The following is a 13,162-nucleotide window of genomic DNA, read 5'->3' as shown; positions in this document are numbered from 1 at the left end:
GTAGGACAAATGGCAAAGTTTATGTCCCTTCCGGACGCCGTCCGTGAGAACCTGAATGACGGCGATACGGTTGCCTTTGAAGGCTTCACGCATCTCATTCCACACGCTGCCGCCCATGAGGCGGTCAGGCAGGGGTGCAAGGACCTGACGGTCATCCGCATGACGCCGGACGTGATCTACGACCAGCTCATCGGCATGGGCATGGTCAAGAAAATGATCTTCTCCTATGCGGGCAATCCGGGTGTCGGCCTTTTGCGCCGGATGCGCGACGCGGTTGAAAAGGGCTGGCCGCATAAACTGGAACTGGAAGAACACAGCCATGCTGCGATGGCCAATGCCTATGAGGCCGGTGCGGCCGGTCTGCCATGTGCCGTGCTGCGCGGTTATCGCGGTGTCGATTACGCTGCTGTCAACAGCAACATCAAATCGGTGACCTGTCCATTTACCGGCGAGGTGCTGGCCGCCGTTCCGTCGGTACGGCCGGATGTGACTTTCATTCATGCCCAGAAGGCAGACCGGAAGGGAAACGTGCTGATCGAAGGGATTCTCGGCGTGCAGAAGGAGGCTGTGCTGGCGGCTAAAAGGTCTGTCGTGACCGTCGAAGAAATCGTCGACGATCTTGAGACCCATCCGAATGCCTGCCTGCTGCCGGACTGGACAGTTACAGCAATATGCGAAGTACCGGGTGGTGCCCATCCTTCCTATGCGCACGGCTATTACACCCGCGACAATGCCAACTATATCGCCTGGGACAAGATTGCGTCTGATCGCGAGACATTTCTCGCCTGGATGGAAGAACATGTAATCAACGCCACACCGGCCGATTTTGCGGTGCGGGTGCAAAGATTGAGGACAGCGGCATGAGTGCGCCTGAGTTTACACCCGATGAAATGATGACCATCGCCGCATCGAGAGCACTGAAGAATGACGATGTGTGCTTCGTCGGCATCGGCGCGCCATCGGCCGCCTGCAATATTGCAAGACTCACCCATGCGCCGGACATCACCCTGATTTACGAGAGCGGCACGATCGGCACGGCGCCGGACGTATTGCCGCTGTCAATCGGCGACGGCGAGTTGTGCGACACTGCCGTATCGACCGTCTCCGTGCCGGAGATGTTCCGTTACTGGCTGCAGGGCGGGCGCATCACGGTTGGTTTTCTGGGTGCGGCCCAGCTTGACCGGTTCGGCAATATCAATACGACGGTCATTGGCGATTACGCCGCTCCGAAAACCCGGTTACCGGGCGGTGGCGGCGCACCGGAAATCGCAGCTTCGTGCGGCGAAGTTTTCATCACGATGAAGCAGTCCCTGCGCGGCATGGTCGAAAAGATTGATTTCTTCACATCGTTCGGTCACGGCGAGGGGGGCGACCACCGCAAGCGTCTGGGTATCGAAACACAAGGGCCGACCATGCTGATCACTGATCTTGCAATCTGGCGGCCGGACCCGCAAACCAAGGAGTTCACAGTTGTTTCACTGCATCCGGGCGTAACGCGCGAGGATGTCCAGGCAACATGCGGATGGACGGTCAGGTTCGCAGACAATATAGAAGAGACGCCGCCGCCGGCGGATCTCGAGCTTAAAACGCTCCGCGATCTGAAAGCGCGCACCAAGGCAGCCCATCAGGGACCATCGGATACAGGAAAGGCCGCATAATGTCTGGAGCATTTATCTGCGATTATATTCGCACACCGATCGGGCGGTTCGCGGGAAGCCTCTCGGCAGTGCGCGCGGATGATCTCGGTGCTGTGCCCTTGAGGCAACTTGCAGCCCGCAATCCCGGCCTCGATCTGGAGGCAATCGATGAGGTGTTTTACGGCTGTGCAAACCAGGCCGGCGAGGACAACCGCAATGTCGGTCGCATGAGTGTCCTTCTGGCCGATTACCCCGTGTCCGTACCCGCCAACACAATCAACCGGCTTTGCGGCTCCGGCATGGACGCAACCATTGCCGCCGCTCGTGCCATCAAGGCCGGCGAGGCCGATCTGATTATCGCGGGTGGCGTGGAATCCATGTCGCGTGCGCCCTTTGTCATGCCGAAATCCGACACGGCCTTTTCGCGGCGTGCCGAAATCTACGATACGACCATTGGCTGGCGATTCGTGAACCCGCTTTTGAAAAAGCAGTACGGTGTCGATTCCATGCCAGAAACCGGTGAGAACGTTGCCGAGGATTTTGAGATTTCGCGCGGCGATCAGGATGCCTTTGCGCTTCGTTCGCAGCAAAAAGCGGCGGCCGCACAGGCGAACGGACGTCTGGCCAAAGAAATCACCGCGGTCACGATCCCGCAGCGAAAAGGCGAGCCCGTTGTCGTCGATCGTGACGAACACCCACGGGAAACATCGCTGGAAAAGCTTGGCGGATTGCCGACTCCATTCCGTCAAAACGGAACAGTCACAGCCGGAAACGCTTCGGGCGTCAATGATGGCGCTGCCGCGCTGATCGTGGCTTCAGAGGCCGCCATTGAAAAATACGGATTGAGACCCCTTGCCCGCATCATGGGCGGTGCGACTGCGGGCGTGCCGCCGCGCATTATGGGCATTGGCCCGGCGCCGGCTTCCAAGAAGCTGGTGACGCGTCTGGGCATTTCGATTTCCGATTTTGATGTCATCGAGCTCAATGAGGCTTTCGCCAGCCAGGGCATTGCGGTGCTGCGCGACCTCGGCGTTGCCGAGGACGCCGATTTCGTCAACCCGAATGGCGGCGCAATTGCACTTGGCCATCCGCTTGGCATGTCGGGGGCCAGGATAACCGGCACAGCGGCGCTTGAGCTTGCAGAGCGTGGTGCCAACCGTGCACTGGCGACGATGTGCATCGGTGTCGGTCAGGGAATCGCAATTGCGCTGGAGCGGGTTTAGCACTAAGTGCTGAAACAAGGGCCGGATAGCGGTTAGTTGGCCCTTGTTTTCCAGTTTTGTATCAGCCGTTTGAGAACCGGTCTCTGCCGGGTGGCGGGTTGCCGCCGCTGTGGATTTCGATCTGTTCGAAAAGCAGCACCAGCCGCTCCTGCCAGGAGGGTATCTCCCGGGTCGCAGCCAGTCCGACCCGCTCGGTTCCAAGGCCAAACCCGAAATTTGCGGTTTCGTCGATGGAAGTCTCGCCGATCTCGGTCCAGCCTTTCTGCGGTGGATAGGCGGTCAATTCCGGTGGCGCGCCTGTGCCGGTCCAGTAGTAAATTCCGGCCGTGGCGAATGCCAGAGCATCGCGATTGCCTGGAAAGCGGAAATAGCCGGAACCGTCTCCCATTACCAAGGCTTCTTCGCTGTCGCGAATATGTACCTGCCGGTTCGGGTCGAAACCGTATTCCTCCAGGACAGGGAAGTAAAGCTCGAATTCCGGTACGGTTACGAAGGCAAAGTACTGGCTGTTCAATCCAACGTTGTTCGTCAGATAGTCGAGTACCTGCGCGAGCGTGTCGGCGGGTTTCAGACCGAGGGGCGTCATGCAGTAGAAGATGTGAAACAGCGGCAGGACATCCAACTGACCCTTCTTTTGGATGTCCTCGATCCGCGCGCAGGGCTGAATTGCCATCTGGCCGGGTTTGTTGTCGATTCCGGTTTCGTCATAACGAAGACCGCCGTTAAAGCTCTCGTCGCCGGTCACGATCGGCACATGGTCAACCAGCTCATAGCCCTTGCCGGAGAAGTAATCGATCATCGCTTCGTGCAGCACATGGGTCGGTAAATCCAGCGAGTCGCCGGTTCTGCGGGCATATCCAGACGCCTTTGCGAGCGCGTTGCCTGGCAGCATGGAGGCTGCAGCCAGAGCGGCTCCGCCTTTCAGTATATTACGTCTTTGTTGTCCCAAATCCGGTCTCCTTCATCCAAAATGAATTCCGCTTCGACGTGTGATATTTGCGACAGCTTCCCGTCCGGGACCAGCCTTATCAAGCATCTGAAAGCGGTGTCTAGATGAAAGGTTGGCGCAATTCGATCTTGAGCCAGGACTGAACCCGAACTCAATGACGCGGCGGGCGCTGGGGGCGCGGTCGCTGGTGCCCTTGGATAAATATCTCGGTTAGGACAAACATCCGGAATCTCGCTATTGTTATAGAATAACATTTATTGTGTTACGCTATAACATATGCCATACAGGCCGCCAATGATTTCAGCAGGATATGAAGATGTGTTGAAAGCTTCAGATGCGCTTGTAACACTTGAAAATGCCGGCTTCGAGAGGTCCGGGAAATGGCTGGTTCGCGGTGTGGACCTGACAGTGCGCCGGGGTGAGATCGTGACGCTGATAGGCCCCAACGGCTCGGGCAAATCAACGACCGCGAAACTCGCGCTCGGCATCCATCGGACAACCGAGGGGACAGCGAAGCGTTCTGCCGGTCTCAAGGTCGGCTATGTGCCGCAGAAAGTGTCTGTCGACTGGACTTTGCCGCTCAGCCTCAAACGCTTTATGCGGCTGACGAAACGTCTTGAATCGCAACAGATAGAAGAGGCGCTGGAAGCAACGGGCATCGCGCATCTGGCCGACGCTGAAGTGCGTACGCTATCGGGTGGCGAATTTCAGCGGGCAATGCTGGCGCGTGCGATTGCGGTGAAACCGGACTTCATGGTTCTGGACGAGCCGGTGCAGGGTGTCGATTTTTCAGGCGAAATTGCTCTTTATGAACTGATTTCGCGAATTCGCGACGATCTCGGCTGCGGCATTTTGCTGATTTCACATGATCTGCACGTGGTGATGGCCGCAACCGATCAGGTGATCTGCCTGAACGGGCATATTTGCTGCAAGGGCTCGCCCGATATGGTGGCCGAAAGTGCTGAATACCGGCAGCTGTTTGGCGATCGGGCAACGGCGGCGCTGGCGATCTACCGGCACCACCACGACCATACGCACCTGCCGGACGGCCGGGTACGCCACCTCGACGGAACCATTACCGATCACTGCCATCCCGACGATGGCCATCATGATCATCATCCCGGCAAGGGCCATCATCAACATCCGCATAAGGGTGGTAACGGGGAGGGCGGGCGTGCTTGACGATTTTTTCTCAAGAGCAATAGTCGCCGGTATCGGCGTCGCAATCGTTGCTGCTCCGCTCGGGTGTTTCGTCGTTTGGCGGCGGCTTGCCTATTTCGGTGATACGCTTTCACACGCCGCATTGTTGGGGGTGGCGCTGGCGTTTCTGCTGGAACTCAATATCACCCTCGCGGTTTTCGTTGTCTGTGCTGGTGTTGCCTTGGCGCTGGTTTTCCTGCAGCGCCGCGCGACGCTTTCATCGGATTCGCTGTTGGGACTGCTTGCCCATTCCTCCCTTGCGCTCGGACTTGTCGTCCTGGCGTTTATGACCTGGGTCCGCATGGATCTGATGGGTTTTTTGTTCGGTGATATTCTTGCCGTTTCGAAAACGGATATCGCTATCATCTATATCGGCGGCGGCTGCGTTCTCGCAGTGCTTGCGATGATCTGGAACCCGCTTTTTGCCGCCACAGTGAACAGGGAACTTGCAGAAGCGGAAGGCATGCGGCCGTGGCGGACGAACCTGATCTTCATGCTGCTTATGGCAACCGTCATCGCGATTTCCATGAAGATTGTCGGCGTGCTTTTGATAACGGCGCTGCTAATCATACCGGCTGCCGCGGCCAGACGGTTTTCCAGCGGCCCGGAGCAGATGGCGGTCATCGCTGTCGTCATCGGCGTCGCGGCTGTCGTTTCGGGGCTGTTTGGTTCCCTGAACTGGGATACACCGTCGGGACCATCGATCGTGGTCGCAGCGCTGGTGATTTTCCTCATCAGCCTTTCACCCATCGCAGGTCTCATTGTTCGCGCCAACCGTTCAGCTCAGGGAGAAAAACCGTGACGACCCAACATAATCCCGCATCGCCTGAACTGACTAAAAACCAGGGTCTTGTCTATGACGCGCTTTCCTCCGCCAAAGGCCCGCTCAGTGCCTATGCAATACTGGATGGTCTGCGCGATCATGGAATTCGGGCGCCTTTGCAGGTGTACCGTGCTCTCGACAAACTGCTGGAACTCGGGCTCGTCCATCGGCTTGAAAGCCTGAATTCATTCGTCGCCTGCCAGCATCCGGAATGCGAATCGCGTGACACGATGGTGTTCGCAATCTGCATGAAATGCGAAAAGGTCTCCGAACTTGCGGATGACCGCCTCGAGGCGCAACTCAAATCGCTGGCTTTAAAGGACGGTTTTTCGATGAATGCAGCGACGATCGAACTGCGCGGCGTTTGTAAGGAATGCGCTTCAGTCTCTTGAACGTGTAGGTTTACGACTCCGTTTACCGTTTGTTAGAGCCGTGAATAGTCGTTGACCGGTCCGGTGTTCCGGTGTCATCTGTGATGGCCTGCCCTTGGGGACGGGGAGAAACAGCGGGGCAATCAGATGATCGAAACATCGTCAATACCATCCCATCTGAACTTTTCGATTGAGGAATATGAAAAACGTCTTGCCGGTACACGAAAGGCGATGGAGGAAGCCGGTCTCGACTGTCTGATCATCAGCGATCCGTCCAATATGCACTGGCTGACCGGCTATGACGGTTGGTCGTTTTATGTCCATCAGTGCGTACTGGTGCTGCCGGAAGGCGAACCGGTGTGGTTTGGGCGCGGACAGGACGCCAACGGCGCGCGCCGCACCTGCTACACCACCCATGACAATATTATCGGCTACCCCGATCACTATGTTCAGTCAGATGAGCGCCATCCGATGGACCTCCTGTCCACCATTTTGGAGGAAAGGGGGCAGGGCGGCAGCGTCATCGGCGTAGAGATGGACAACTACTACTTTTCCGCAGCAGCATATGCCTCGCTGATGCGCAACCTGCCAAATGCGGTTTTCAAGGACTGCAAGGGACTGGTGAACTGGCAACGGGCAGTGAAGTCGCCGCGGGAAATCGACTATATGCGCAAGGCCGGCCGTATCGTCGAAGCGATGCATCAGCGAATTCGCGAAACCGTGCGCCCGGGTTTGAGGAAAAACGAACTCGTTGCCGAGATCTACGATGCCGGGCTGCGCGGCGTAGGCGGGATCGGCGGCGACTATCCGGCCATTGTTCCGCTGCTTCCATCCGGTGCAGATGCTTCTGCACCGCACCTGACCTGGGACGATAAACCCATGAAAAGCGGTGAGGGGACCTTCTTCGAGATCGCCGGCTGTTACAAACGCTACCACTGCCCGCTGTCACGCACCGTATTTCTCGGCGCGCCAAATCAAACATTTCTTGATGCGGAAAAAGCCGTTCTTGAAGGCATGGACGCCGGGCTTGAAAAGGCAAAGGCCGGCAATCTGTGCGAGGATATCGCGAACGCCTTTTTTACGGTGTTGAAGAAATACGGCATCGTCAAGGATAACCGTACCGGCTATTCGATCGGGCTTTCCTACCCGCCGGACTGGGGCGAACGCACCATGAGCCTGCGGGCTGGGGACCGGACGGAACTTAAGGCAGGAATGACCTTTCACTTCATGACCGGACTGTGGCTTGAGGACTACGGGCTGGAACTGACTGAGAGCATAGTCATCGGCGATGATGGACCGGACCTGCTTTCGAACGTGCCGCGCAAACTCTTTGTGCAGCCTTGAGGACGCCATGCACGATCAACTGAGCGCGGCAAAGGAAATTCTTTCCCGGCTGGTGGCTTTCGAGAGTGTCTCGGGGCGACCGAACCTTGAGATGATCGACTACATACGCAGCTATCTGGACGGCTTCGGCATCGCATCCTCGATCAGTCACGACGATACGGGCAAACGGGCAAACCTTTATGCCACGGTCGGCCCGGCCGTCGACGGCGGTGTGGTTCTGAACGGACATACCGACGTCGTTCCCGTTACCGGCCAAAACTGGACCAGCGACCCATTTGCGCTCGCCGAACGAAATGGCCGGTTATATGGGCGCGGTGCCGTCGACATGAAGGGATTCCTGGCTTGCATGCTGGCTATGGTTCCGGTGTTCAAGGCTCAGGATTTGAATCAGCCAATTCATATATCATTTTGTTTTGACGAAGAAATCGGCGGATTCGGTGCGCCGATACTGGTCGACGATATTGAGTCGAAGCCGATGCGGCCGCGCGCTGCAATCATCGGAGAGCCAACATCGATGAAGCTTATCACCGGGCACAAGGCCGGTCTGGAATTGCGCACGGAAATTACCGGGCTTGAGGCTCATGCCTCGAACCCCACAAAAGGCTCAAATGCCGTGGAGACAGCCGCGCTTTACATCGCCAGGATCCTCGAAACCGGCAGGCGCATGGCGGCAAATCCGGTTGTGAATTCTCCGTTCGATCCACCCTTTTGCACGGTCAATGTCGGCAGGATCGAGGGTGGTGCGGCGCGCAACATTACAGCAGGATCCTGCAGCTTCGATTGGGAGATTCGACCGGTGCCGGGCGAGGACCCTCACGCCATTTTGGCCGAGATTACTTCCTATGCGGACGCGGCTCTGCTGCCGTCCATGCAAAAGACGGCTCCACATGCCCGGATTTTGACCATTGTAGAAGCCGAGGTTCCGGCGCTCAATGCGGATGAAAATTCGGATGCGGTTAGCCTGATCCGCGAACTGACCGGCTTGAATTCCGGCAGTGTCGTGGCATTCGGAACGGATGGCGGACATTTTGAAAGAGCCGGCATTTCGACCGTGGTTTTTGGACCGGGGAGTATCGATCAAGCCCACAAGCCGGACGAATATGTCGAGATATCGCAGATCGAGCAGTGTCTGAGCTTCATGCACAAGCTTGCTCTACATCAGACCCGGTGATCGCGGTCCGATCCGCGGGTCGCGCGCAGATCTTATGTGCGGCGGCAGATGAATATTCTGTCCAAGGGCCGCCAATCCGGTATCCGTTCTTTTTCAATGGCCTTCTATGGATGCACCTTCTTTGAAGGATGTGGCATCCTCAACGCAACAATGAGGACCGATATGCTGACCAACGACAAACTGTCCGAATGGGACCGCGAGAATTTCTTCCATCCTTCGACGCATCTTGCCCAGCACGCGCGCGGAGAGGCGGCAAGCCGCATCGTTACGGGAGGCAAGGGCGTTTATATCGAAGACCGCGACGGCAATTCGATCCTGGATGCCTTTGCGGGGCTTTACTGCGTGAATGTCGGCTACGGGCGCACCGAAATTGCCGACGCGATTGCCGAACAGGCGAAGGAACTCGCCTACTATCACGCCTATGTCGGCCATGGCACGGAAACATCCATCACGCTTGCCAAAATGATCCTTGACCGCGCACCCGACAATATGTCGAAGGTCTATTTCGGCCTTGGCGGCTCGGACGCGAACGAAACCAACATCAAGCTTGTCTGGTACTACAACAACATCCTTGGCCGGCCCGAAAAGAAGAAGATCATTTCGCGCTGGCGCGGTTATCACGGTTCGGGGCTTGTCACCGGATCCCTGACGGGCCTGGAACTGTTTCACAAGAAATTCGACCTGCCGCTTGACCGGATTATCCATACCGAAGCGCCCTTTTATTTCCGCCGGTCCGACCTTGAGATGAGCGATGAGCAGTTTGTGGCGCACTGCGTCGCAGAGCTTGAGGCTCTGATCGAACGGGAAGGCGCGGACACGATTGCGGCCTTTATCGGCGAGCCCGTGCTTGGAACCGGCGGCATTGTACCGCCACCTGCCGGATACTGGGCCGCAATCCAGCCGATTCTTAAAAAGCACGATATCCTGCTTATCGCAGACGAGGTGGTGACGGGCTTCGGCCGGCTCGGATCGATGATGGGCAGCGACCACTATGGCATCGAGGCGGATTTCATAACGATTGCAAAAGGGCTTACCTCGGCCTATGCGCCGCTCTCCGGATCGATTGTTTCGGATCGGGTCTGGAAAGTGCTGGAGCAGGGTACTGACGAATACGGCCCCATCGGTCATGGCTGGACCTATTCGGCCCATCCGATCGGCGCTGCCGCAGGCGTTGCAAACCTGAATCTGATCGATACGCTCGGTCTTGTTGCGAATGCCGGGGAGGTCGGTACCTATTTACGTCAGGGCCTTAGCGAGGCGCTTTCCGATATTTCCATTGTCGGGGACGTTCGTGGCGAAGGTATGCTGGCCGCCGTCGAATTTGTCCGCGACCGCGATGGACGCGTCTTCTTCGATGCCGCCGACAAGGTCGGGCCCCAGGTGGCCGCGGCGCTATTCGAGCGCAGCAAGGTTATCGGCCGGGCCATGCCGCAGGGCGATATTCTCGGTTTTGCGCCGCCTTTGTGCCTGACACGCGAAGAAGCCGATATAGTCGTAGATGCGGCGAGGGATGCGGTACAGACAGTGGCGGCCAAGGTCAGATAACCTGACGCTGCACTGAAACCGGTATTCAGTTGTCCTGATGGGCTGTGGCAATGAACGGCCCATTGCGGAAACCGGGCTTGCCGTATGTAAACGCTTCATTTTCAGGCGTCGTGACAAAACCGCCGGCGGCCAGCAGGACTGCGTGACCGGCTGCGGTGTCCCATTCCATCGTCGGGCCGAAACGCGGATAGATATCGGCTTCGCCGCAGGCCACAAGGCAGAACTTCAGGGAAGATCCGATGGAGACCGTTTGCTCGATATTGTGGTCTTTCAACCATTGATCTGTTTGCTCGTCGCGATGGGAGCGGCTTGCAACGGCGACCGGTCCGGACTGCGGGACCTTACGGACTGATGCCGGTTTGCGTTCTCCATTTCTGGTTTCCGACGCGCCTTGACCAACGGTTCCGGCAAACAGCCGGTCGAGCGCAGGCGCATACACGACACCAAGCACCGGCGATCCGTTTTCGATGAGTGCTATATTGACGGTGAAGGAGCCTTTGCCGTCGTGGCGCAGAAACTCCTTGGTGCCGTCCAGCGGATCGACAAGGAAGAACCGCGCGGGCGCTTTGAGGCGATGGCTTTCTTCGCTTTCCTCCGAAACAATCGGTATATCGGGGGCGCAAATGCGCAAGCCTGCAAGGATGATTTCCTCAGCCGCCTTGTCCGCCTTGGTGACCGGCGATCCGTCGGATTTGATCTTTGCCTCGGGTGGTTCGTTGTAAACGCGCATGACGGCGTCGCCGGCCGCTAATGCAATCCTGGCCAATTGTTTGGTAAGCGCTGTGTAATTCATCTGTTCTGCTGCAATTCATGGGACAGGCTGCAGAAACGGTGCGTCAATACACACGACTCGCCGGCAGCACCTGCATGATTGCAGTTGACAGACATTTGGTGTCGATGTCGATGAAAAGTTGACCTGACAGTTGTCCGTTCCACCGGACAATGTCTACTCAGCGACGCCCATCTGCCTGATCGCCAGGTCCTTCATGATCTCTTCCGAGCCGCCGCCGATGGCCATGACCTTAACCTCACGATAGACCCGCTCCACCGGATTGCCGCGAAGATAGCCGGCGCCGCCGAATATCTGCATGGCTTCCGAGGCGCAATATTCGAGCATTTTTGTGGACAGGAACTTCGCCTTGCTGATTTCCGCGACCGGGGTCGGGCCCTCATTCGCCAGCCAGCAAATCTGATTGAGGTAGGCTTCGACCGAATCGATGCGGGCCGACATGTCGGCGATCTTGTGGGCGATCACCTGGTGCTCGATGAGCCTTTTTCCGAAAGTCTTGCGTTCATTGGCATAGGCAATCGATTCCGTGAGGCACAGCTTGGCCATGCCGAGGCTTTGCGCAATAAGCGCCAGCCGCTCATAGTTGAAATTGTTCATGATAGCGATGAAGCCGCGATTTTCGGGGCCCATCAGGCTGTCGGCGGGCAGGCGGCATTCGTCGAAAAAAAGGGTTGCCTGATCCGAACACCACCATCCCATTTTCCGTTCCAGCGCCGTGCGGGTGAAACCGGGCGCATCGGCTTCCACAAAAAACAATGAGATTCCAGCCAATCCCGGCCCGCCGGTGCGCGCTCCAATGACGAAATAGCGGCTGGTCATGCCGCCTGTGATGAAGGTCTTGGAGCCGTTGAGTACCCACTCATTGCCGTCGCGCTTCGCCGTCGTTTGCAGATTGGCGACATCGGAACCGCCCGACGGCTCTGTAATTCCGAGGGATGAGCCGACGTCTCCGGAGAGAATCTGAGGCAGGACGTTCCGCTTGAGTTCTTCTGATCCCAAAGCCGCGATTGGACCGGTGGAAATGTTTCGTGCGCCGAGGGCTGCCGCGATGCCCGTTGCACCGCATTTACCCAGCTCCTCGGCAGCAGCTGCGCGCATGAAACAGTCGTCGAAACCAAGCCCGCCATAGGCTTCGTCTATGCCAAATCCGTAGAGACCCAGCGAACCAGCCTTTTGATGCAGCTCCCACGGAATCGCGCCGGCTTCATCCCATTCGTCGGCAAAGGGTCGGATGTCGTTGGCAACGAATTTCGAAAAACTCTCCCGAAATGCACGGTGTTCGTTTGTTTCGAACGGATTTTTCATGGCTGTATTCCTGCTCCTGGTTACCGGACCTGTCACGGCAGCGGCAAGTTCGGGCGCAGTGTACACGCAGGTGGATTTAAAACAAGACGAACGTTCTGTCTGTAATGGAGCGGCTTACCCGGGCACAGCGCTTCTGCAATGGGAAACAGTCTAAAGTCCCAGTTTGTTGGCTATCTTTGAAAGCGCGACCGCATTTCCACCGCCGGTTTTTTCGCGAATGGAAAGCCGGTGGCTTTCAACCGTGCGTACGCTGATATGGAGTTGTTCGGCAATCTGCCTGTTGGTCAGCCCCTTTGAGACGGCGGAAAGAACCTGCTTTTCGCGGTCGGTCAGGCCGAAATCATTAGCCGGAACCAGCCTTTCAGACGATCTGCCGGCAAGCGATGCCGCTGCCTGGGGCCCGAGATAGGTTGCGCCCTGCGAGACGGCGCGGATGGCGTTTATCATCTCGGCCTTGGAAACATCCTTGAGCACAAACCCGTTGGCGCCGATACGCAGCGCTTCCTGCACATATTCCTCATTGTCATAGATGGAAAGGAACAGGATTTTGGTTTCCGGTCGTGTTCTCTTGATCTCCTGAGCTGCCTCAAGGCCGTTCATTTCCGGCATGGAGATATCGAGAAGCACGAGGTCGGGCTTCAACGTCTGGCACAGCTCCACCGCCTGGTGGCCATTGCTGCCTTCCCCGACGATGTCGACAAAATCCTCATCTGCCAGCCGCGAGCGTATGCCCTCACGCAGCAGATCATGGTCGTCGACGATGACAAGACGAATCCGTTTGCCGTCTGTTCGTGCAGACTGCAT

13 protein-coding genes are annotated in these 13,162 nt (G+C 57.4%); 9 read left to right on the top strand and 4 right to left on the bottom strand.

All coding sequences use genetic code 11. From position 1 onward, the window contains the following. The first annotated feature begins 9 nt into the window (after positions 1-9). From ABVT35_RS15045 to pcaF, 3 genes are read left to right on the top strand one after another with little or no spacing between them, the layout of a single operon-like run. Positions 10-864, top strand: a complete 855-nt coding sequence (locus tag ABVT35_RS15045; protein ID WP_368467405.1) for a CoA transferase subunit A — start codon at positions 10-12, stop codon at positions 862-864. Next, positions 861-1,658, top strand: coding sequence for a CoA-transferase subunit beta (locus ABVT35_RS15040; RefSeq protein WP_368467404.1), 798 nt, complete (start codon positions 861-863; stop codon positions 1,656-1,658). Before ABVT35_RS15045 ends, ABVT35_RS15040 begins: the two co-directional genes overlap by 4 nt. Beyond that, a complete protein-coding gene (gene pcaF, locus ABVT35_RS15035; protein ID WP_368467403.1) occupies positions 1,658-2,860 on the top strand; it encodes a 3-oxoadipyl-CoA thiolase in 1,203 nt (400 codons plus the stop codon). Before ABVT35_RS15040 ends, pcaF begins: the two co-directional genes overlap by 1 nt. A gap of 61 nt (positions 2,861-2,921) precedes the next feature. Here the strand turns inward: pcaF and ABVT35_RS15030 are convergent, their stop codons facing one another. Beyond that, the gene (locus ABVT35_RS15030) at positions 2,922-3,809 is read right to left on the bottom strand and encodes a hypothetical protein (protein ID WP_368467402.1); all 888 of its coding nucleotides are present in this window, start codon (positions 3,807-3,809) and stop codon (positions 2,922-2,924) included. A 294-nt stretch (positions 3,810-4,103) separates the two neighbouring features. Here ABVT35_RS15030 and ABVT35_RS15025 point away from each other — a divergent pair, with 294 nt between their 5' ends. The 6 genes from ABVT35_RS15025 to ABVT35_RS15000 all read left to right on the top strand — a co-directional run bounded on the left by ABVT35_RS15025 (position 4,104) and on the right by ABVT35_RS15000 (position 10,263). Beyond that, on the top strand, positions 4,104-4,991 hold the full coding sequence (locus ABVT35_RS15025) for an ATP-binding cassette domain-containing protein (RefSeq protein WP_368467401.1): 888 nt from the start codon (positions 4,104-4,106) through the stop codon (positions 4,989-4,991). Next, entirely contained in the window at positions 4,984-5,811 is an 828-nt protein-coding gene (locus ABVT35_RS15020) for a metal ABC transporter permease (protein WP_368467400.1), read from the top strand. The genes ABVT35_RS15025 and ABVT35_RS15020 overlap by 8 nt, the downstream gene beginning before the upstream one ends. Next, entirely contained in the window at positions 5,808-6,224 is a 417-nt protein-coding gene (locus ABVT35_RS15015) for a Fur family transcriptional regulator (RefSeq protein WP_368467399.1), read from the top strand. The genes ABVT35_RS15020 and ABVT35_RS15015 overlap by 4 nt, the downstream gene beginning before the upstream one ends. Positions 6,225-6,368: 144 nt before the next feature. Then, a complete protein-coding gene (gene doeA, locus ABVT35_RS15010; protein ID WP_368467888.1) occupies positions 6,369-7,547 on the top strand; it encodes an ectoine hydrolase DoeA in 1,179 nt (392 codons plus the stop codon). A 7-nt stretch (positions 7,548-7,554) separates the two neighbouring features. Then, positions 7,555-8,718 carry an acetylornithine deacetylase gene (argE, locus tag ABVT35_RS15005; RefSeq protein WP_368467398.1) on the top strand — a complete coding sequence of 388 codons (1,164 nt, stop codon included), beginning with the start codon at positions 7,555-7,557 and terminating at the stop codon, positions 8,716-8,718. Positions 8,719-8,880: 162 nt separating this feature from the next. After that, positions 8,881-10,263 (top strand): aspartate aminotransferase family protein, encoded by a 1,383-nt coding sequence (locus ABVT35_RS15000; RefSeq protein WP_368467397.1) that lies wholly within the window; start codon positions 8,881-8,883, stop codon positions 10,261-10,263. Positions 10,264-10,288: 25 nt separating this feature from the next. Here ABVT35_RS15000 and cysQ read toward each other — a convergent pair whose 3' ends face one another. The 3 genes from cysQ to ABVT35_RS14985 form a co-directional block, all read right to left on the bottom strand. Next, the gene (cysQ, locus tag ABVT35_RS14995; protein ID WP_368467396.1) at positions 10,289-11,056 is read right to left on the bottom strand and encodes a 3'(2'),5'-bisphosphate nucleotidase CysQ; all 768 of its coding nucleotides are present in this window, start codon (positions 11,054-11,056) and stop codon (positions 10,289-10,291) included. 153 nt (positions 11,057-11,209) lie between these two features. Then, positions 11,210-12,358 (bottom strand): acyl-CoA dehydrogenase family protein, encoded by a 1,149-nt coding sequence (locus tag ABVT35_RS14990; protein ID WP_368467395.1) that lies wholly within the window; start codon positions 12,356-12,358, stop codon positions 11,210-11,212. 150 nt (positions 12,359-12,508) lie between these two features. After that, positions 12,509-13,162 carry a response regulator gene (locus tag ABVT35_RS14985; protein WP_368467394.1) on the bottom strand — a complete coding sequence of 218 codons (654 nt, stop codon included), beginning with the start codon at positions 13,160-13,162 and terminating at the stop codon, positions 12,509-12,511.

It is taken from the genome of Hoeflea sp. TYP-13 (assembly GCF_040932035.1).
In the GTDB taxonomy this organism is placed as follows: Bacteria; Pseudomonadota; Alphaproteobacteria; order Rhizobiales; family Rhizobiaceae; genus Hoeflea_A.
This window is presented reverse-complemented; position numbering and strand designations above follow the sequence as displayed.

Bases quoted from the DNA above. Each gene is read 5' to 3' on its own strand.
- ABVT35_RS15045 (WP_368467405.1), top strand. From the start codon at position 10: ATGGCAAAGTTTATGTCCCTTCCGGACGCCGTCCGTGAGAACCTGAAT.
- ABVT35_RS15040 (WP_368467404.1), top strand. From the start codon at position 861: ATGAGTGCGCCTGAGTTTACACCCGATGAAATGATGACCATCGCCGCA.
- pcaF (WP_368467403.1), top strand. From the start codon at position 1,658: ATGTCTGGAGCATTTATCTGCGATTATATTCGCACACCGATCGGGCGG.
- ABVT35_RS15025 (WP_368467401.1), top strand. From the start codon at position 4,104: ATGATTTCAGCAGGATATGAAGATGTGTTGAAAGCTTCAGATGCGCTT.
- argE (WP_368467398.1), top strand. From the start codon at position 7,555: ATGCACGATCAACTGAGCGCGGCAAAGGAAATTCTTTCCCGGCTGGTG.
- ABVT35_RS15000 (WP_368467397.1), top strand. From the start codon at position 8,881: ATGCTGACCAACGACAAACTGTCCGAATGGGACCGCGAGAATTTCTTC.
- cysQ (WP_368467396.1), bottom strand. From the start codon at position 11,056: ATGAATTACACAGCGCTTACCAAACAATTGGCCAGGATTGCATTAGCG.
- ABVT35_RS14990 (WP_368467395.1), bottom strand. From the start codon at position 12,358: ATGAAAAATCCGTTCGAAACAAACGAACACCGTGCATTTCGGGAGAGT.
- ABVT35_RS14985 (WP_368467394.1), bottom strand. From the start codon at position 13,162: ATGCAGTCTGCACGAACAGACGGCAAACGGATTCGTCTTGTCATCGTC.